The organism is Alcaligenes sp. GW821-FHT11D07 (genome assembly GCF_058808495.1).
The window spans coordinates 147380-164734 of sequence record NZ_JBXART010000003.1 but is presented as its reverse complement, the minus strand read 5'-3'; the positions used below and the strand labels follow the sequence as shown (position 1 = coordinate 164734).

The 17355-nt window shown below is 55.9% G+C and carries 14 protein-coding genes and 1 tRNA gene; 12 read left to right on the top strand and 3 right to left on the bottom strand.

What is annotated here, in order from left to right; all coding sequences use genetic code 11:
- Nucleotides 1-7: 7 nt before the first annotated feature.
- The 3 genes from AC1RSM_RS13775 to AC1RSM_RS13765 all read left to right on the top strand — a co-directional run bounded on the left by AC1RSM_RS13775 (nucleotide 8) and on the right by AC1RSM_RS13765 (nucleotide 4070).
- Nucleotides 8-3085: an efflux RND transporter permease subunit gene (locus AC1RSM_RS13775; protein ID WP_492933115.1), complete on the top strand. Its 3078-nt coding sequence runs from the start codon at nucleotides 8-10 to the stop codon at nucleotides 3083-3085.
- Between the two features lie 92 nt (nucleotides 3086-3177).
- Nucleotides 3178-3900, top strand: a complete 723-nt coding sequence (dnaQ, locus tag AC1RSM_RS13770; protein ID WP_492933114.1) for a DNA polymerase III subunit epsilon — start codon at nucleotides 3178-3180, stop codon at nucleotides 3898-3900.
- A 95-nt stretch (nucleotides 3901-3995) separates the two neighbouring features.
- Nucleotides 3996-4070: transfer RNA gene (locus AC1RSM_RS13765), tRNA-Val, on the top strand.
- A gap of 29 nt (nucleotides 4071-4099) precedes the next feature.
- Here the strand turns inward: AC1RSM_RS13765 and AC1RSM_RS13760 are convergent.
- Complete coding sequence (locus tag AC1RSM_RS13760; RefSeq protein WP_492933113.1) at nucleotides 4100-5077, bottom strand: Bug family tripartite tricarboxylate transporter substrate binding protein; 978 nt, start codon at nucleotides 5075-5077, stop codon at nucleotides 4100-4102.
- Nucleotides 5078-5104: 27 nt separating this feature from the next.
- Nucleotides 5105-6592 carry a chlorohydrolase family protein gene (locus AC1RSM_RS13755; RefSeq protein ID WP_492933112.1) on the bottom strand — a complete coding sequence of 496 codons (1488 nt, stop codon included), beginning with the start codon at nucleotides 6590-6592 and terminating at the stop codon, nucleotides 5105-5107.
- Nucleotides 6593-6709: 117 nt separating this feature from the next.
- Here AC1RSM_RS13755 and AC1RSM_RS13750 point away from each other — a divergent pair, with 117 nt between their 5' ends.
- From AC1RSM_RS13750 to AC1RSM_RS13730, 5 genes are all read left to right on the top strand, one after another.
- The gene (locus AC1RSM_RS13750; RefSeq protein ID WP_492933111.1) at nucleotides 6710-7612 is read left to right on the top strand and encodes a LysR family transcriptional regulator; all 903 of its coding nucleotides are present in this window, start codon (nucleotides 6710-6712) and stop codon (nucleotides 7610-7612) included.
- 294 nt (nucleotides 7613-7906) lie between these two features.
- Complete coding sequence (locus tag AC1RSM_RS13745) at nucleotides 7907-9958, top strand: TonB-dependent receptor plug domain-containing protein (protein WP_492933110.1); 2052 nt, start codon at nucleotides 7907-7909, stop codon at nucleotides 9956-9958.
- 39 nt (nucleotides 9959-9997) lie between these two features.
- Entirely contained in the window at nucleotides 9998-11077 is a 1080-nt protein-coding gene (locus tag AC1RSM_RS13740) for an ABC transporter substrate-binding protein (protein ID WP_492933109.1), read from the top strand.
- Nucleotides 11074-12090, top strand: a complete 1017-nt coding sequence (locus tag AC1RSM_RS13735; RefSeq protein ID WP_492933108.1) for a FecCD family ABC transporter permease — start codon at nucleotides 11074-11076, stop codon at nucleotides 12088-12090. Before AC1RSM_RS13740 ends, AC1RSM_RS13735 begins: the two co-directional genes overlap by 4 nt.
- Entirely contained in the window at nucleotides 12087-12854 is a 768-nt protein-coding gene (locus AC1RSM_RS13730; RefSeq protein ID WP_492933107.1) for an ABC transporter ATP-binding protein, read from the top strand. The genes AC1RSM_RS13735 and AC1RSM_RS13730 overlap by 4 nt, the downstream gene beginning before the upstream one ends.
- A gap of 16 nt (nucleotides 12855-12870) precedes the next feature.
- On the opposite strand, the gene AC1RSM_RS13725 is transcribed toward AC1RSM_RS13730, so the two are convergent.
- Nucleotides 12871-13431, bottom strand: a complete 561-nt coding sequence (locus AC1RSM_RS13725; RefSeq protein WP_492933106.1) for a MarR family winged helix-turn-helix transcriptional regulator — start codon at nucleotides 13429-13431, stop codon at nucleotides 12871-12873.
- Between the two features lie 290 nt (nucleotides 13432-13721).
- Between AC1RSM_RS13725 and AC1RSM_RS13720 the strand changes: the two genes are divergently transcribed.
- The 4 genes from AC1RSM_RS13720 (at nucleotide 13722) to AC1RSM_RS13705 (ending at nucleotide 17264) form a co-directional block, all read left to right on the top strand.
- Nucleotides 13722-14693, top strand: a complete 972-nt coding sequence (locus tag AC1RSM_RS13720) for an amidohydrolase family protein (RefSeq protein WP_492933105.1) — start codon at nucleotides 13722-13724, stop codon at nucleotides 14691-14693.
- A gap of 2 nt (nucleotides 14694-14695) precedes the next feature.
- Entirely contained in the window at nucleotides 14696-15520 is an 825-nt protein-coding gene (locus AC1RSM_RS13715; protein ID WP_492933104.1) for an alpha/beta fold hydrolase, read from the top strand.
- 81 nt (nucleotides 15521-15601) lie between these two features.
- Nucleotides 15602-16654: a 2,5-dihydroxypyridine 5,6-dioxygenase NicX family protein gene (locus tag AC1RSM_RS13710; RefSeq protein ID WP_492933070.1), complete on the top strand. Its 1053-nt coding sequence runs from the start codon at nucleotides 15602-15604 to the stop codon at nucleotides 16652-16654.
- A 34-nt stretch (nucleotides 16655-16688) separates the two neighbouring features.
- Nucleotides 16689-17264 (top strand): N-carbamoylsarcosine amidohydrolase, encoded by a 576-nt coding sequence (locus AC1RSM_RS13705; RefSeq protein ID WP_492933693.1) that lies wholly within the window; start codon nucleotides 16689-16691, stop codon nucleotides 17262-17264.
- Nucleotides 17265-17355 lie beyond the last annotated feature (91 nt).

Genomic DNA, 17355 nt, shown 5'->3' with positions numbered 1-17355 from the left:
CAGAGTCATGGTTCTTTCTGATTTATGTATCCGTCGCCCGGTTTTTGCCACGGTTCTGTCTTTGGTGATCGTGCTGGTCGGCTTTATTTCCTACGAACGCCTGACCGTACGCGAATACCCGGCCATTGATGAGCCGGTGGTGTCCGTCATCACCAACTATAAAGGGGCCTCTCCGGAGGTGATCGAGTCCCAGGTCACCAAGCCCTTGGAAGACCAGCTGTCTGGGATTGAAGGCGTGAACGTGATGACCTCGCGTAGCCGCTCCGAACGCAGCCTGATCAATATTAAATTCAATTTGGATCGTGCCCCGGATGCCGCTGCTGCCGATGTGCGGGACAAGGTGTCGCGAGCCCGCCGCTTTCTCCCGGATGAAGTGGACGAACCCATTATCAATAAGGTGGAGGCGGACTCTACTCCCATTATTTATGTAGGGGTGGATACCGGCGACTACAGCATGCTGGAGGCCTCGGACTACATCAATCGCTATATCAAGACGCGTTTGTCCGTCTTGCCCGGTGCGGCCGAGGTACGCGTATTTGGTGAGCGCCTGCCGGCTATGCGTATCGACCTGGACCGTACTCGTCTGGGAGCCTATCAGCTGACGGTGCAGGACGTGGAAGATGCCCTGCGCAAGCAAAACGTGCTGATTCCTGCGGGCCGAATTGAGTCAGATGCCCGCGAGTTCTCCGTGGTGTCCTCTACCGACCTGGAGACCCCCGAGCAGTTTCGAGACATCATCATCAGTCGGGCTGCAGGCTACCCGGTGCGTATGTCCGATATTGCCGAAGTGCGTATTGGACCAGCCGAGGAGCGCGTGCTGGCACGCTTTAACGGGCAAAACAGTCTGAATATCGGGGTGACCAAGCAATCCACAGCCAACCCGCTGGATTTGTCCAAAGCCGTCCGTGCTGAGGTTGAACGTATTAACGAAAGCTTGCCCGGCAATATGCAGCTGTCCGTCGCCTATGACAGCTCCATCTTTATTCAAAAATCCATTGATTCGGTATACACCACCATTGCCGAAGCCATTTTGCTGGTGGTGCTGGTTATTGTGTTTTTCCTGCGCAGTTTCCGGGCCAGCTTGATCCCCATTGTGACGATTCCGATTTCTTTGATCGGGGCCTTCGCCATCATGTATATGCTGGGCTTTTCCATCAATACGCTGACTTTGCTGGCCATGGTGTTGGCTATTGGTCTGGTGGTGGACGACGCGATTGTGGTGCTGGAAAACGTCTATCGCCATATTGAAGAAGGCAAGACGGCGATGCAGGCGGCCTTTTTGGGCGTGCGTGAAATTGCCTTTGCCGTTATCGCCATGACCCTGACGCTGGTTGCTGTGTATGCACCACTGGCGTTTGCAACGGGGCGTACCGGGCGCTTGTTTATCGAGTTCGCCTTGACGCTGGCAGCCGCTGTGCTGGTGTCCGGTTTTGTGGCGCTGACTTTGACGCCCATGATGTGTTCGCGCATGTTGCGCCCGCATGGTGCAAAAGTGGGCCGGGTCAGTCAAACGATTGAGAACTTCCTGGTGTGGCTGACGCGCGGCTATCGTCGCGTCTTGATCCGTGCCTTGCGCTGGCGTTATCTGGTCTTGTTGATGGGGGTGGCAGTGGCCGCCAGCAGTGGTTTGCTGTTTAGTGTGATCAAAAGCGAACTGGCCCCTATCGAAGACCGGGGTGTCATTTTCGGGATTGTGAATTCGCCTGAAGGGGCCACGCTGGATTACACCTTGCACAATGTGGAGCGGGTGGAAGAGCTGTACCGCGGCATCCCCGAAACGGAAGGCTATCAGTCTGTAATTGGCTTCCCCACCGTAACGGATTCGTTTGCGATTTTGCGTTTGAAACCGTGGGAAGAGCGTAGCCGCAGCCAGCAGTCCATTGCTCGGGAATTGCAGCCGCATTTTTCCGCGATTCCAGGGGCACGCGCGTTCCCGACCAACCCGCCCTCTCTGGGGCAGCGGGCTACTTCCAAGCCAGTGGAATTTGTGATTATGAGCCAGGCCCCGTATCCGGAGCTGGCCAAGATCGTGGACAACTTTCTGGCGGAGCTGAAAGACTATCCGGGTCTGCTTAACGTCGATACCGACTTGCGGTTGAATACGCCGGAAATCCGTATTGATGTGGACCGCGACAAGCTGGCTGATACCGGTGTGTCAGTGGAGGCGGTAGGTCGCACGCTGGAGTCCATGCTGGGCGGACGCCAGGTTACTCGTTACAAGAGCGATGGCGAGCAATACGACGTGATTGTTCAGGTGGACAAGCAAGCCCGTTCCAGCCCGCAAAACATTCTGGATATTTACGTGCGCACCCAGGATGGGGGCATGGTGCAGGCGGCCAACTTCCTGAAAGTGCGGGAAAGTGTTTCGCCGCAGTCCCTGAATCACTTCAACCGTTTGCGGGCCGTGATTGTAGAAGCCTCGGTGGCTCCCGGCTACGCCTTGGGCGAAGTGCTGGAACACATGAACGATGTCGCTCGCAAGACTTTGCCGGAAACGGTGCAGACGGACCTGGACGGGCAGTCGCGTGAGTTCCGAGATTCTTCAGGCAGCATCTATTTGGTGTTCCTGATGGCTTTGGCCTTTATTTATCTGGTGTTGGCGGCGCAGTTTGAAAGTTGGCGCAATCCGCTCATCATCATGCTGTCCGTGCCCTTGTCCATGACGGGGGCGTTGTTGGCCTTGTGGCTATCAGGGGGCACCTTGTCCATCTATAGTCAGATCGGTTTGATTACTTTGGTTGGCCTGATTACCAAGCACGGTATTTTGATTGTGGAGTTTGCCACCCAACAGCGCGAGGCCGGAGCCAGTTTGTACAATGCCGTGGTGCGCGCTTGCGAGATGCGCTTGCGCCCCATTTTGATGACGACCGGTGCCATGGTGCTGGGCGTGCTGCCGCTGGCCTATGCCACTGGTGCCGGTGCCGAGTCCCGTCAGCAGATTGGCTGGGTGCTGGTGGGCGGCCTGTCTTTGGGGACCTTGCTGACTCTGTTTGTGGTGCCGGTGGCCTATACCTTGATTGCAGGTAAAAAGACCGGAGCCGACAAGCAGTTGGAGCTGATTGACAAGCCCGAGGCCTCAGTCTGAACTTAAGCAGTGCGTGGAGTCCCGATTGGTTTGTGTTTTTGCTGCCGGTCGGTTTGAAGCCGCCACTCTGATTGAATTTGTAGGGAAAGTGAATGCGTCAAATTATTCTGGATACTGAAACCACCGGTCTGGAGCCGCGCGAAGGGCACCGTATTGTGGAGGTGGGCGGCGTCGAACTGTTCAACCGCAAATTGACGGGCCGCCACCTGCATTTGTATTTAAATCCGGACCGGGACTCGGACCCGGAGGCCCTGGCTATCCACGGCCTGACCACGGCCTTCCTGTCCCAGCATCCCCGTTTTAAAGATGTGGTGGATCAGGTGCTGGACTTTGTGCAGGATGCAGAAGTCATCATCCACAACGCATCCTTTGATACGCGCTTTCTGGACTCGGAGCTGGAGAAGGTAGGCAAGGGCCCGTTCTCCCAATACTGTGGCTCCATTACGGACTCTTTGCTGGTGGCGCGTGAGCTGCACCCCGGCAAGCGTAATTCTCTGGATGCCTTGTGCGAACGCTACGGTATTTCCAACGCCCACCGTACCTTGCACGGCGCCTTGCTGGACTCGGAGCTGCTGGCCGATGTCTGGCTTGCCATGACGCGTGGCCAAGACGCCTTGTTAATGGACTTTGATGATTCAGACGAGGGCGGGGATGGCAGCGATCTGAGCCTGGGCAAATTTGATCCCGGTGTCTTGAAGGTTGTACGTGCTTCCGAAGCGGACTTGGCCGAGCATGAAAAGTACATGGATCAGCTGGAAAAGCAGAACAAGAAACCGCCTATGTGGCGCGAAATGCTGAACCCCTCAGCCGAGTAAAAATTTCAGAAAAAAAGGGCCGGCCCCAATCTTGTCAATCGAGAAGGGCCGTGCTATAGTCTTTTTCTTCGCAGTTTGCAGCTCTTGCAAGCTTCGGGCGGTTAACTCAGTGGTAGAGTGCCACCTTCACACGGTGGAAGTCACAAGTTCGAACCTTGTACCGCCCACCATCTCTACCTTCCTTTATTCCCCCCCTTGTTCAGTCCAAGACCAATTGCAGGTCGGCGATGATGCGTCCGTAGCGATCGTAATCCTCTCGAATAGTGGCACTTAACTCTTGTGGTGTGCTGCCTATCCCCACGGTCCCCGAGCCTGCTAACACACTCTTTAAGTCTGTGTTATCCATCACCTGTTTAAGATCGTGTGCGATTTTTTCACGTATGGCGATGGGTGTGCCTGCCGGAGCCATCAAACCGGACCACGATACAAAATCCCCATATACGGTGCCGCTGGATTCCGTCAGTGTTGGCGTGTCAGGCAGTAATGGACTGCGCTGCTGGGCGGCGATGCCAAGCAGGGTGACAGTTTTGCCTTGAATGAATCCCAAGGCGCTGGGAAGCTGGGCGAACATTAAATCGACATGGCCACCCGCGACGTCAGTAATGGCGGCGGAGACGCTGTTGTAGGGAATATGGTTAAGCGTCAGATTGTGTTTGCGTGCAAATACTTCGGCGGCCAGATGAGCCTGGCTGCCGACTCCAGGGGAGCCGTAGGTCAGGCTTTGGCCTGCTTGCTGGGCCAGCTTGATTAAATCAGCCGTGCTTTGCAGGCCCAAGGCCGGGTTGACGATCAGGACATTCGGTACTGAGCCCACTTGGCTGACCGGGTCCAAATCCTTCAGCACATCAAAAGGTCTTTTCTTGTAAAGATGCGGGTTAACGGCCAGGTCGGAGACTGGCACCGAAACCAGGGTATAGCCGTCGGCCTTGGACTTGACCACGCTCATGATCCCAATGGTGCCTATGCCGCCCGGCTTGTTTTCCACGATGACGGTTTGCCCCCACAGTTGCGTCAGCTTGTCGCTGACTGCACGGGCCAGAATGTCGGCACTTCCGCCTGCTCCGTAGGGCACGATGATGCGAACTGGCCCTTGTGGGAAGTCCACTGGCTGCGCCTGAGCAAGCGGCAGTGTGGTGAGCGCAGCGGCAGCCAGGACGAGCCTTAGTTTTTTAAGCATGTTTTGTCTCCTCAGTGAGGGTGTTTTTTATAAATGGGTACAGCGGCTGATGGGGCACATATCTTGAGCACTGCGTTTGAGCTGGTCCCAGTCTTGCAGGCTGGGCCAAATATCTTCAGCAAAATCCTGTACCTGTTGACGCAAGCCTGGTAGATCAACTCCCGGTATGACTCCGTTTTGCATGCTGATCTTGCCGTTGCAGATGACAGTGTCTACATCGTCGCCAATGCCGCATTCGACCATGCTGCGGATCGGGTCCCAGATTGGGCCATAGCGCAGAACATCACCGCGCCCTATGCGGACCAATGTCATGTCTGCACGCGCACCTGCTGCCAGGCGGCCTAAATCGTCCCGGCCCAAAGAGCGTGCAGCCGCCAAGGTTGCAGCCTCAAAGACTTCGGCGGCGCTGGCGGCAGTCAGGTCATGGCTCATGACTTTGCCGTGGTAGGACGCGGTACGCATATTCATGAACATATCGCGCGGGTAGGTGTCGCTGCCGATGGTAATGTTCACGCCGGCTTGGCGATACGCCTTCCAGTTATCCAGCGTGCGCGCCCGACGCACAATATTGACTGGGCAATGGGAAATGGACACGTTTTCGCGTCCCATCAAACCCAGATCATCCCCCCCTGAATAATTCATTTTGGGGTTGTTGGAAATCAGGTTGGCATGGCCGATGTTCAGTGTCGGGCGCAGCATCCCCACATGGTGCAGTAGCTCGATGGGGGTCATGCCATGTTCGCGTACCGTTTCCATGAATTCGATGACGTTGTAGCCTGCGTGTGTTGCCATAGGCAGCTTGAATTCATCGGCTGCGCGCACTGTTTGTCGCAGCAAGTCCAGACTACAGTTTTCGATTTCGCGGGGCACCAGAATGCCGTGAACCAAGTCGGACTCATGAGCTTGTGCCCGGTGGATAAAGGCCAGGGCATCCTGAAAGAGCTGCTCACCCTTGTCAGGGTAGGGGATGCGTTCCAGCTGGCCTTTGTCATCGGCTTGCCAGCGGCCACTATCGTAGCCAGGCCCTAGGTATCCACGGATACCGAGCGCTTCACATTGAGCCCACAATGCTTCCTGCACCAGCACATGCCCGCCTAGTTCCACAAAGGTGGTGACGCCGTTGCGCAGCAGTTCGGCAGCGGTAAATGCAGCATGCAGGGCTATGCCGGGATCTTGTGCTGCTTGTTCTTTATCCAGGTAGTTGGGATAGCCACGAATCTGCGTGCCTTTACGAGCAATGGTGACGTCCATATAGGGTTGACCAAACAAGGCGGGTCGGCCGCCGTCGGCCAGCAGCTTGTGCAAGGCACGGTGACCTGAGTGGACGTGGGTATCAATAAAACCGGGGGCCAGCACACTGTCGGGAGCTTCTATCACGTGGTCCGCTTGCCCTGTGTAGTTCGAGCCCACGTACAGAATGTGTTCGCCCTCATAAACCAGTTGGCCGTGGTCGATGACGCAATGGCGCCCCTGCTCAAATGCAATGAGCCAGCGCGCTTTAATCAGTGTTCTCATGAATTCTCCTGTGCTAGTAAGGTTTCATACCAGTGTCCGAGAGGCGAGAGAGCGTGGCAATTCCGTATTGGAATGATTGATTAGGCTGAAATAGAAAGACTCAAGCAGGGGAGTGAGATGAATAATCTGGACCTGATACAGCTGCGTATTTTTTTGGCTGTTTTTCGAGAAGGGAATGTCAGCCGTGCTGCCTTGGCGCTGGATTCCAACCAGTCCACGGTCAGCAAAGAGATTGCCAAGCTGCGTCTGTATTTTGATGACGCCTTGTTTCTGCGTACGGCCCAGGGCGTGGAACCAACCCATAAAGCCCGCGCCTTGGCTCCCCGGATTGAAGAGGCGGTGGCCTTGCTGGATGATCTGTTGCTGACCGATAAACAGCAGCTTGATCCATCCAGTTTGACGCTGCGGTTCCGGATCGCAACGACTGAATATCTGTCTTATTTATTGATCCCGGCACTGACCGCGCACCTGCAGCACTTAGCTCCGCTCAGCAGCCTTGAGGTCCTTGATATGGCGGATTTAGGGGCTGAAGACTGGCTGTTGGGCGGGCGAGCAGACCTTGTTTTGTCTTCGTCGGCCGCTGTCTCCTATCCCTTGTTTCGCCAAGAGCTTTTCCAGGATCGTTATGTGGTGGTGATGCGCGCCTGTGGGCGGGATGGGCAGGCAATGGGTTTGGATGAGTTCTGCAGCCGAAGCCATATTGGGGTGCCTGGCCATAATGGGAGCCGGGAGCGTCGTTTGGCCGATGCTTTGCAAACCCGGCAGTTGCAGCGACGCGTGCAAGCCAGCCTGCCTCATTTTCTGGCGGTTCCTGCTTTGTTGGAGCGAACCGACTTAGTGATCAGCTTGGCCGAGCGCATGGCGCGTTTGCTTTGTGCCGGTCATAAGCTTGATGTATTGACGCATCCCTTGGAGCTGGCCCCGTTTTCTGTGTATCAGATTTGGCATGAGCGCACTCGCGCCAGCGGAGCCTACGCCTGGTTCAGGGAGCAGGTCAGTCAGGTTTGCCGTGAACTTTAGATTGCAAAGGGCCCGCTAAAAGCGGGCCTTCAGCTTTTGTGTCTGCGGTCAAAATAGTCAGTACACCCCTATTTGTTGGCTGGGAGCATCAGATTTTTAAGTTGTAAAGGCCTGAACTTTAAAGTTTCTGGCTAGTTGAACTTTCTCGCTATATGCTCTACTATATAGCGGTGTTTTCGAAAGAACCATCACTCATCGCTCGATGATGGGTTCTATTTACGGGCCCTCTTGGGCCCGTTTTTTTTTGTCGTACTTATTCATAAATCAATTAGAAAGAATCGATAGGGAAGTGGAATGAGACATCAATCCAAGCGTGCCACTGCTGCGCGCCACAATAAAAAATCCGTCAATTTTGTACCTCGCGCCTTAGTCTTGAGCATGATGGGGGCCTTGGCCATGAGCCAAGCTCAGGCTCAGGAAAATAATGACCGGGTCTTCGAGCTGGGCAAGGTGGTTGTACGCTCCAATCTGGACCGGGAAGCGCCGTTGGGCGAGAGCGCCGTCGGCCAGGAAACCATGCAGGCTTTTGATCTGCGCGATGTAGGTGCTGCCGTTAGTGTGATGCCCGGCGTGAGCGTGTCTGCAGGCGGTGCCCGCAATGAGCAAATGGTGTATGTGCGCGGCTTCGATTCGCGTCAGGTGCCTTTGTTCCTTGACGGTATTCCACAGTACGTGCCCTATGACGGCTATGTGGACTTCACCCGCTTTACCACGATGGACTTGAGCGAGATTCGCGTGGCCAAGGGAGCAGCCTCCTTACTGTATGGCCCCAACATCATGGGCGGCGCCATCAACCTGGTAACCCGCAAACCCGTCAAGGAATTTGAAGGCGAGTTTCGTGCCGGCTACGCGACGGGCGACCAGCGCTACAGCGCCTTGAACGTGGGTACCAACCAAGGCAGCTGGTATTTGCAAGCGGGCTTGTCCTGGTCGGGAGAGCGCACCTTTCCCTTGGGTCGTGGCTTTGAAGATCAAAAAGCGCGTCCTACAGATACCGGCAGCACACGCAGCAATGCCTCGCAAATGGACAAGAAGGCATCCTTCAAACTGGGCCTGACTCCGAATGCAACTGATGAATATGTGATCGGTTATGTGAATCAGAAAGGCCAGAAAGATAATCCTGTTTACACCGGCGTAAACGATGCCAAGCTGGGTCAACGCTACTGGCGCTGGCCTTACTGGGACAAGGAAAGCCTGTACTTCCTAAGCTCTACTCAGTTTGGTGAGAGCAATACCATCAAAACCCGCGTGTACGAGGACAAGTACAGCAACGGTCTGGACATGTATAGCGATGGCCAGTACGCCACGCTGACCGGCCCAACCAGTGAGTATTCGGATCGTACCCGTGGTGCGGCGCTGGAATGGGTCAACACCAGCCTGAATAATCACGAACTGCACTTTGCCTTGCACTACAAGGAAGATACGCACCGCGATCCCAAACCCTCGGGCACAGAACACTATAAAGACGTGACAACGTCCCTGGCGTTTGAGGACCGGATCGCCTTGGGGGATCTGTGGCAGTTGCGTGTGGGCGCCAGTCATGAGCGTCGTAAAGCCAAAGAAGCCCATAACTTTGAAACCGGCGATACCGATGCCACCAACGGCTTGCTGGAATTGGGCTACGACTGGAGCGAAGCGATGCAGGTCTACGGTAGCGTGGCCTACAAAACGCGCTTTCCCACGATTAAAGACCGTTACTCCAGCCGTATGGGTTACGCCCAACCTAATCCGGACTTAAAACCTGAACATGCCATCCACTACGAGTTGGGTATGCGGGGTCAACCTTGGGAAGGCGCTCAGCTGGAATCGGCTCTGTTCTTGAGCCAAGTGCGTGACATGATTCAAAGCACGGTTATCCAGGCTCCCGGTTGCGACAAGTATCGTCCTGTCGGCTTTTGCGACCAGGCCACCAACGTCGGCAAGGCTCGTCAAATGGGTGTGGAACTGTCTTTGCAGCAACAGTTTTCTACTCAATGGTCAGGCGGCTTGGCTTACACTTATTTGAATCGTCGCAACCAGTCCGATCCAGACGTCAAACTGGTGGATACGCCAGCGCACCGTCTGTTTGCACACCTGAGCTGGAAGCCCTCCGCACAGTGGGAAGTCATGGGTTCGGTTGAAACCGAAAGTGGTCGTTATTACTCCTATGCCGATAGCAAGGGTAATTCGATCTACGAGAAAACACCGGGCTTTGCCTTGCTGGGTCTGAAAGGGATCTGGCGACCCAATTCGGATATCACCCTGGAGGCGGGTGTACGCAATCTGGGCGACAAGTTGTACCAATATAAAGAGGGCTACCCCATGCCCGGACGCGTCTGGTTTGTGGGCGGAAGCTATCGTTTCTAAAGCAGTGCTGTGATGAGCAGTTAAAGGGGGATAGTTGGGATGAAGCGTCGTGATCTATTGCGTGCCTTGGCGGCACTGCCAGCTCTGGCGCCTCACGCCCGCTTGCTGGCCCAGTCTGAACAGGCTGGGCTCAGCCCCTCCGTTAATTTGCATATCAGTGTGTCGGGGCAGCTACCTGACCCGGCCCTGGTTCGCCGGGTGGTGGCGGCAGGTCCACCTGCGGCGGTGCTGGTGTATTGTCTGGCCCCGCAGTCTTTGTTGGGCTGGCCTTTCAAGCTGGCACCGGCAGCTCAAACCATGCTGGCGTCTGCTGGGTCTTCTCTGCCGTATCTGGGCCGTCTGGCGGGCCGGGGCAGTACCTTGTCGCTGGAAAGCCTCTTGGGTTTAAAGCCGGATATGGTGATAGACATAGGTGATGTGAATCCCTATTACGAGTCGGCGGCCAAGTCTGTACAGGAACAAACCGGAGTGCCTTATGTTTTGCTGGACGGTCGCTTGAACGACAGCCCAGAGCAATTGCGCCAAGGCGGGCACTTGCTGGGTCAGCAAGAACGTGGCCGGCAATTGGGCCAGCATGCCCAAGATATATTGACTCAGGCTCAGTTGGCTGCCCGGCCTCGGGCCCAGGGCTTAAAAGCCTATTTAGCGCGTGGCAACGATGGCCTGGAAACGGGCATGGGTCAGTCCATCCATACAGAGGTATTGCGTCTGTGCGGTTTGTCTGTGATGGGTGACGAGCAGACTGACAACCGTTTAGGACGTATTTCTTACGAACAACTCTTGGCTTGGAACCCTGACATTCTGTTCGCCCAGGATGAAGCGTTTTTTGAGCTGGCGCGTACTCAGGCACCCTGGAACCAACTTAAAGCCGTGCGTGAAGGGCGTTTGTATCGCGTGCCTGCCTTGCCCTTTGGTTGGTTGGATGGCCCGCCCAGTATCAATCGTCTGGCTGGCGTTATCTGGTTAAGTGCCTTGTTGGAAGGCCCGTCTGCCATGCCGCGCATGATGTCCGAACTGCAGAGCTTTTACGCTGCGTTTTATGGCATGTCTCTGGACACTGAGCAAATGCAAAGACTAGTCCAAGGATTGGACCCAACAGGCTCGCCTAAGCACTCATGACATCGGGTCTGCGCTACGGGCTTTTACTGATGGCTCTGACCTTGGCGCTGGCCGTGCTGCTTGTTTTCGCCTTGGGGCAGGGGGCCTATCCCTTGTCTGGCCCTCAAGTGCTGCGCGCTTTGGTGGCGGGCTTTTCGACTGACTCGGGAGCGGTGCAAGATCAGGCTACCCGCGTTGTCTGGGAATTACGCCTGCCACGTATTGCTGCGGCGCTGGTGGTGGGGGCAGCCTTGTCTACGGCAGGGGCAGCTTATCAAACCATGTTCCGCAATCCTTTGGTGTCCCCGGATATTTTGGGCGTGTCATCGGGGGCGGGTCTGGGGGCGATTCTGGCCATTTACTTGAACTGGTCTTTGTTTGGCGTGCAGATGGCGGCCTTCGTGGGCGGTTTGCTGGCAGTAGGCATTGTATTGAGCCTGGCGCGTACCTTGCGTCATCATCCACCTATCTTGATTCTTGTGCTGGCCGGGATGGCGGTAGGCACCTTGCTGGGGGCAGGTTTGTCCCTGATCAAAATTCTGGCTGACCCGTATTCCCAGCTTCCCTCCATGACTTTCTGGTTGCTGGGAGGCTTAAGCGCCGTGCGCTCCTACGAGGTCTGGCCTGCAGTGATGATGGTTGGGGCTTGCATCGTACCCATTTGGCTGCTGCGCTGGCGTATCAATGTTCTGGCTTTGCAAGATGATGAGGCCCGTTCCTTGGGTATGCCCGTATCAGCCTTGCGTGGTTTGCTGATTGTGTGTGCAACCTTGATGACGGCGGTTTGCGTGGCCTTGGCAGGCATTATTGGCTGGGTTGGCCTCTTGATTCCCCATGTGGCCCGCTTGCTGGTGGGTCCAGATTTCTCGCGCTTATTGCCCGTCTGCCTGATTGTGGGGGCGGCTTTTCTTTTGTTGACTGACACCTTGGCGCGCAGTATCGGTACCTTGGAATTGCCCCTGGGCGTGTTGACGGCCTTGGTGGGTGCTCCCGGCTTTTTGCTGCTGCTGGCTCGCGGCGCGAGGCAGAAATGAAGGGGCAAGGTATAGAGGCTATTGATTTGGCAGTGGGCTATGGGCGCAAGCAGGTGGCCAGTCATCTGAATTTGCACCTGCAGACTGGGCAGGTCGTGTGCTTGCTGGGCCCTAATGGCAGCGGCAAGTCCACCTTGCTACGCACCTTGCTGGGCTTGCAAGCTCCTTTGCAAGGGCAGATAAACGTACAGGGCAAGCCTTTGGAGCAATGGAGTCGTCGAGCCCTGGCCCGGCAACTGGCCTATGTGCCGCAAGCTCAGGACTCCGCCTTTGCCTTCACCGTAGAACAATGGGTGTTGCTGGGCTGTGCCAGCGAACTGGCTTGGTACACGCAACCCCGAGAAGAAGACAGGCAGTGGGTAGGCGCATGCCTGGAGCGCCTGGGGATTGCCCAGCTGGGGCAAAAGCGCATTGATCAGATCAGTGGTGGAGAGCGTCAGCTATGTGTGATTGCACGCGCCCTGGCGCAGCGTTCGCAATTTCTGATCATGGACGAGCCGGCCTCCAGCCTGGACTTTGCCAATCAGTTGCGTGTGCTGGATCAGGTGGCGCACTTGCGTCAGGAAGGTCTGGGTGTGCTGTTGTGTACCCATCAGCCCGAACATGCGGCCCGTGTTGCTGACTGGGTGATTCTGTACCGTGATGGGGGAATATTGGCGCAAGGCCAGCCCCGCGATATGCTCAGCCAGGCAAGTTTGCGCCAGCTATACCAATTGCCAGCGCATGCGTTTGAACTGCCTGATTGGTACGCAAGAGGGGCTTAAGGCCCCTCTAATTCCTTTACATATTCTTCAGAGCAGCACGCCCGTATTGGTTGTTGTGCTCCACAACGCGCGTCAGCATTGCCATGAAGGTTTGGCGTTGCTTGGCCGTCAGGGGATCGAGCAAGCGCTCCTGCGCCAGGCTCATCCCGGCACTGATCTCCTGCATGGCGGCCAGTCCTGCTTCGGTAATGTAGGTCTGGCGTGATCGGCGGTCTTCGGGGTTAACACGTCGCCCCAGCAAACCTTTTTCCTCCAGCCTGCGGATCACGTCGGCAGAGGTGGTGCGGTCCAGTCCCAGTTCATAGCCAATGGTGGTTTGATCCAGCCAGGGCGAACCCATCAAAACCGACAGCACACCGTGTTGTACAGGGGTGATGTCGTTTCTGCATTCTTCATAAAACATGGCGTAGTGAATCTGGTTAAGACGTCGAACCAGAAAACCGGGCCGGGACCACAGTTTGCGTCGATACAGCTCGGCATTTTCTTCTTCCACTGGACCCAGGATTTCGGCCTCGTCGGCTTCCAGTCGTTCTTCTTGCTTTTGCTCGGCGTGATTCTTCATGGATAAGTCAGTCATCAATTGAGTGGCCTTCAACATATTGCCCAATAGGCAGCACACTGAAAGCAGGACGACCTGCAAAGGGTACGGCAGCCAGGTCGGCGTCTACAAAAAAAGCGAGGTCGCGCTAATGTGAACAGCGCCCCCAATTTCTGATTTGTAGTCATTTTTGAAGGCGCTGTCCACGCCCCAAAGTATATGTGATTTCCCGACTTGCTGAAAACAATAATAATCAGCATACTGATAGATATTGTTGGGGGGTCAAAGGATTGACCTTATGTAAATCAATAATTTAGGGAAAATTTACGGTGAAACGTATTAAAAAAATAGCACTGGAGGAGCACTTCAACGCTGTCGGCTTTGAGGATTATTCCAAAGCCTTTGTCAAACATATCGACAGTGCGGATGCGCGTGAATTGATGGCTCGTTTGCATGATTTTGACGCCCAGCGTTTGGAAGTCATGGATCGTGCCGGTATTGAATATGTGGTGCTGTCGCAAACTGGCCCCGGTGTGCAAGTGGAAAAAGATGTTTCCGTTGCTATCGAGCGTTCGCGTCAAAACAATGATTTTCTGGCGCAGCAAATTGCGCGTCATCCGGACCGTTTGGGCGGCTTTGCCACTTTGCCCATGCAAGACCCCGCCGCCGCCGCACAGGAACTGACTCGTGCCGTGCAGGACCTGGGTTTGAAGGGCGCTTTGGTTAATGGTCACACGCACGGCGTGTACTACGATGGCCGCGAATACGATGCCTTTTGGGAAACCGTACAGAAGCTGGATGTGCCGTTTTATCTGCATCCCTTTGATGCCTATGAAATGCCCCATGCTTACTCGGGCCACCCCGAGCTGACCGGTGCTACGTGGGGTTGGGGTGTAGAAACAGGTACTCATGCGCTACGCATGTTGTTCGGTGGCGTGTTTGATCGCTGTCCCGGCGTCAAAGTGATTCTGGGTCATATGGGTGAAGGCTTGCCCTTCCAGCGCTGGCGCTATGACAGCCGCTTTGCGGTTTACCCGCATGGTGTCACCTTGCAGCGCAAGCCATCCGAGTACATCGGCAGCAATATTTTGATCACTACCTCTGGCGTCTGTTCTGCTCCGACACTGATGGGAGCGATTGGCGAGATGGGTGCTGAGGCGGTGTTGTTCTCCGTTGATTACCCTTACGAATCCACCGAACTGGCTGCCGAGTTTATTGAAGCCGCGCCTATGGACGAGGCCACTCGCGAGCTGGTGTGTTACGGCAATGCGGCCCGTCTGTTCAAGCTGGACCGGAGTTAAGCATGAGCACTTTTCTGTACGGTGCGCATGTTCATGCCAATGGCATTCGTCAGCATTACCTGCGTTACGGTGGTTCCAGCGAAGTTCGCGACCAGCGCCCTGCGGTCATCATCGTGCCGGGCATCACCAGCCCAGCCGTGACTTGGGGTTTTGTAGGCGAGCAGTTCGGCAAGCAGTTTGATACCTACATTCAGGACGTGCGTGGTCGGGGCTTAAGCGAAGCGGCTGAAGGCATGGATTACAGCCTGGACGCGCAAGCGGAGGACTTGATCGCCTTGGCTCAAGCCCTGGGTTTGAAGGACTACATTGTGGTCGGCCACTCCATGGGTGCGCGCATTGGTTTGCGTGCGGCGCATAAGAACAGCGATGGCTTGAACCGTCTGGTGATGGTTGATCCTCCTGTATCCGGCCCGGATCGCCGTGCCTATCCTTCCAAGTTGCCGTGGTACGTGGATTCCATGGCGATGGCGCGCAAGGGGTGCACTGCGGAAGACATGCGCGCCTTCTGCCCGACCTGGACCCAAGAGCAATTGCAATTGCGTGCTCAGTGGCTGCACACCTGCCACGAGCCTGCGATTCTGGCCAGCTTTGAAGGTTTCCACACCGACGATATTCACGTTGATTTCCCGCACTTGAAGGTCCCTGCTTTGCTGATGACTGCCGAGCGTGGTGATGTGGTGCGCGATGAAGACGTGGCCGAGATCCAGCAACTGGCTTCTGGTGTGCAGCACGTGCGCGTGCCCAACGCCGGTCACATGATTCCTTGGGACAACGAAGCCGGCTTTTACGAGGCCTTCGGTGATTTCCTGGGGCAGCGCCTGGTGTGATGTTGAAAGGGCCACATGGGTGGCCCGTCGTGATGCAGAGGTTCCGCGTCAGTGTCGGAACCTTTCACAAGGAGAGACAAGATGGCAGTAAGTGATTACCAACTTATCGAGGCGTGGCAGGAAGTGCTGCGTCTGTCCAAGCTGGAGGCCGGTCAAACAGTGACCTTGCTGACCAGCTCGACCACGCACCCGCAGACTATGCAGTGTGCACAGATTGCCGCCCAGTCCATGGGCGCTATTGTGAACCGTCTGGACTTGTTGCCGGTCAATGCGGAAAAAGCCTTGAGCCGTGACTCGTTGGCCTACTTGGGCACGACTCCGCTGACAGGTAATGAAGCGGCGATTGCGGCTTTGAAGGCCAGCGATCTGGTGCTGGATTTGATGACCTTGCTCTTCTCGCCCGAGCAGATCGACATTCTGAAGTCGGGTACCAAGATTTTGCTGGCGGTAGAGCCACCAGAAATTCTGGTTCGCACGGTTCCGACCGAAGCAGATCGTGCACGCGTGACAGCGGCAGCGGCCTTGATCAAAGCCGCCAAGGAAATGAGCATCACTTCGGCTGCCGGTACGGATTTGCGTTGCCCGCTGGGTGAATTCCCCGCCATTCGTGAGTACGGTTTTGTGGATGAGCCCGGACGTTGGGACCACTGGCCCAGCGGTTTTGTGCTGACCTGGCCCAATGAGTTGGGCACCAACGGCACCATCGTGATCGACAAGGGCGACATCCTGTTGCCACAGAAAAAGTACTCGACTGAGCAGATTATTCTGACGGTAGAAAATGGCTACGCCACCAAGATTGAAGGCGGTATCGAGGCCGAGTTGTTGGACGAGTACATGAAGTCCTTTAACGATCCCGAAGGCTATGCCATCTCCCACATTGGTTGGGGTCTGCAGCCACGTTGCCACTGGTCCACTTTGGGTCTGTACTCGCGTGAGAACACCATTGGCATGGATGCGCGTGCGTTCGAGGGCAACTTCTTGTTCTCCTTGGGACCGAACAATGAAGCGGGTGGCAAGCGGACAACGGCCTGCCACATTGATATTCCTTTGCGCAATTGCACGGTGAGCCTGGATGGTCGCGCTGTGGTGCGTGATGGCAAAGTACTGGACGGAGGCGTTGGTGAGTACGAATGAAGGAGCGGTTTACGCTCAACAAGGGTTTGGGTCGATGCTGGAGCCTAAAGCTCCATATGGACTGCTGATTATTGATCTGGTGAACGGCTTTGCCGACCCGGCGGTGTTTGGTGGTGGCAATATTCCTGAAGCGATCGAGAACACGCAAAAGCTCTTGGCGACGGCGCGTGAGCAGGGCTGGCCGGTGGCTCATACCCGTATCGTGTATGCCGACGATGGCGCTGATAACAATATTTTCAGCATCAAGGTCCCCGGCATGCTGGGGCTGACGGAAGATGCGCACAACAGCCATATCGTGCCGGAGCTGGCTCCGGCTGCGGGCGAGTTTGTTGTTCGCAAGAACGTGCCTTCGGCCTTCTTCGGTACGCCTTTGGCAGCGTGGTTGACGCAGCGTGGTGTGCAAACGCTGTTGGTCGCCGGTGCCGTGACCAGTGGTTGTGTGCGCTCCAGCGTGGTCGATGCGATGCAACTGGGCTTCCGCCCCTTGGTGGTGTCTGATTGCGTGGGGGACCGGGCGATTGGTCCTCATGAGGCCAACTTGTTCGACATGCGTCAGAAGTACGCCACCGTGGCAACGCGTGAAGAGGCGATGAAGCTGATTGGAGTTTAAGGCTTGGGGTTTTGGATTTTTGAGCCTTTGAGAAGAACGAGGTGTTCCGTCATTTTTTAGCAGTTTGATTGACGGAACCTGTGTCGTCTTT

Bases quoted from the DNA above. Each gene is read 5' to 3' on its own strand.
- AC1RSM_RS13775 (WP_492933115.1), top strand. From the start codon at position 8: ATGGTTCTTTCTGATTTATGTATCCGTCGCCCGGTTTTTGCCACGGTT.
- dnaQ (WP_492933114.1), top strand. From the start codon at position 3,178: ATGCGTCAAATTATTCTGGATACTGAAACCACCGGTCTGGAGCCGCGC.
- AC1RSM_RS13760 (WP_492933113.1), bottom strand. From the start codon at position 5,077: ATGCTTAAAAAACTAAGGCTCGTCCTGGCTGCCGCTGCGCTCACCACA.
- AC1RSM_RS13755 (WP_492933112.1), bottom strand. From the start codon at position 6,592: ATGAGAACACTGATTAAAGCGCGCTGGCTCATTGCATTTGAGCAGGGG.
- AC1RSM_RS13750 (WP_492933111.1), top strand. From the start codon at position 6,710: ATGAATAATCTGGACCTGATACAGCTGCGTATTTTTTTGGCTGTTTTT.
- AC1RSM_RS13745 (WP_492933110.1), top strand. From the start codon at position 7,907: ATGAGACATCAATCCAAGCGTGCCACTGCTGCGCGCCACAATAAAAAA.
- AC1RSM_RS13740 (WP_492933109.1), top strand. From the start codon at position 9,998: ATGAAGCGTCGTGATCTATTGCGTGCCTTGGCGGCACTGCCAGCTCTG.
- AC1RSM_RS13735 (WP_492933108.1), top strand. From the start codon at position 11,074: ATGACATCGGGTCTGCGCTACGGGCTTTTACTGATGGCTCTGACCTTG.
- AC1RSM_RS13730 (WP_492933107.1), top strand. From the start codon at position 12,087: ATGAAGGGGCAAGGTATAGAGGCTATTGATTTGGCAGTGGGCTATGGG.
- AC1RSM_RS13725 (WP_492933106.1), bottom strand. From the start codon at position 13,431: ATGACTGACTTATCCATGAAGAATCACGCCGAGCAAAAGCAAGAAGAA.
- AC1RSM_RS13715 (WP_492933104.1), top strand. From the start codon at position 14,696: ATGAGCACTTTTCTGTACGGTGCGCATGTTCATGCCAATGGCATTCGT.
- AC1RSM_RS13710 (WP_492933070.1), top strand. From the start codon at position 15,602: ATGGCAGTAAGTGATTACCAACTTATCGAGGCGTGGCAGGAAGTGCTG.
- AC1RSM_RS13705 (WP_492933693.1), top strand. From the start codon at position 16,689: ATGCTGGAGCCTAAAGCTCCATATGGACTGCTGATTATTGATCTGGTG.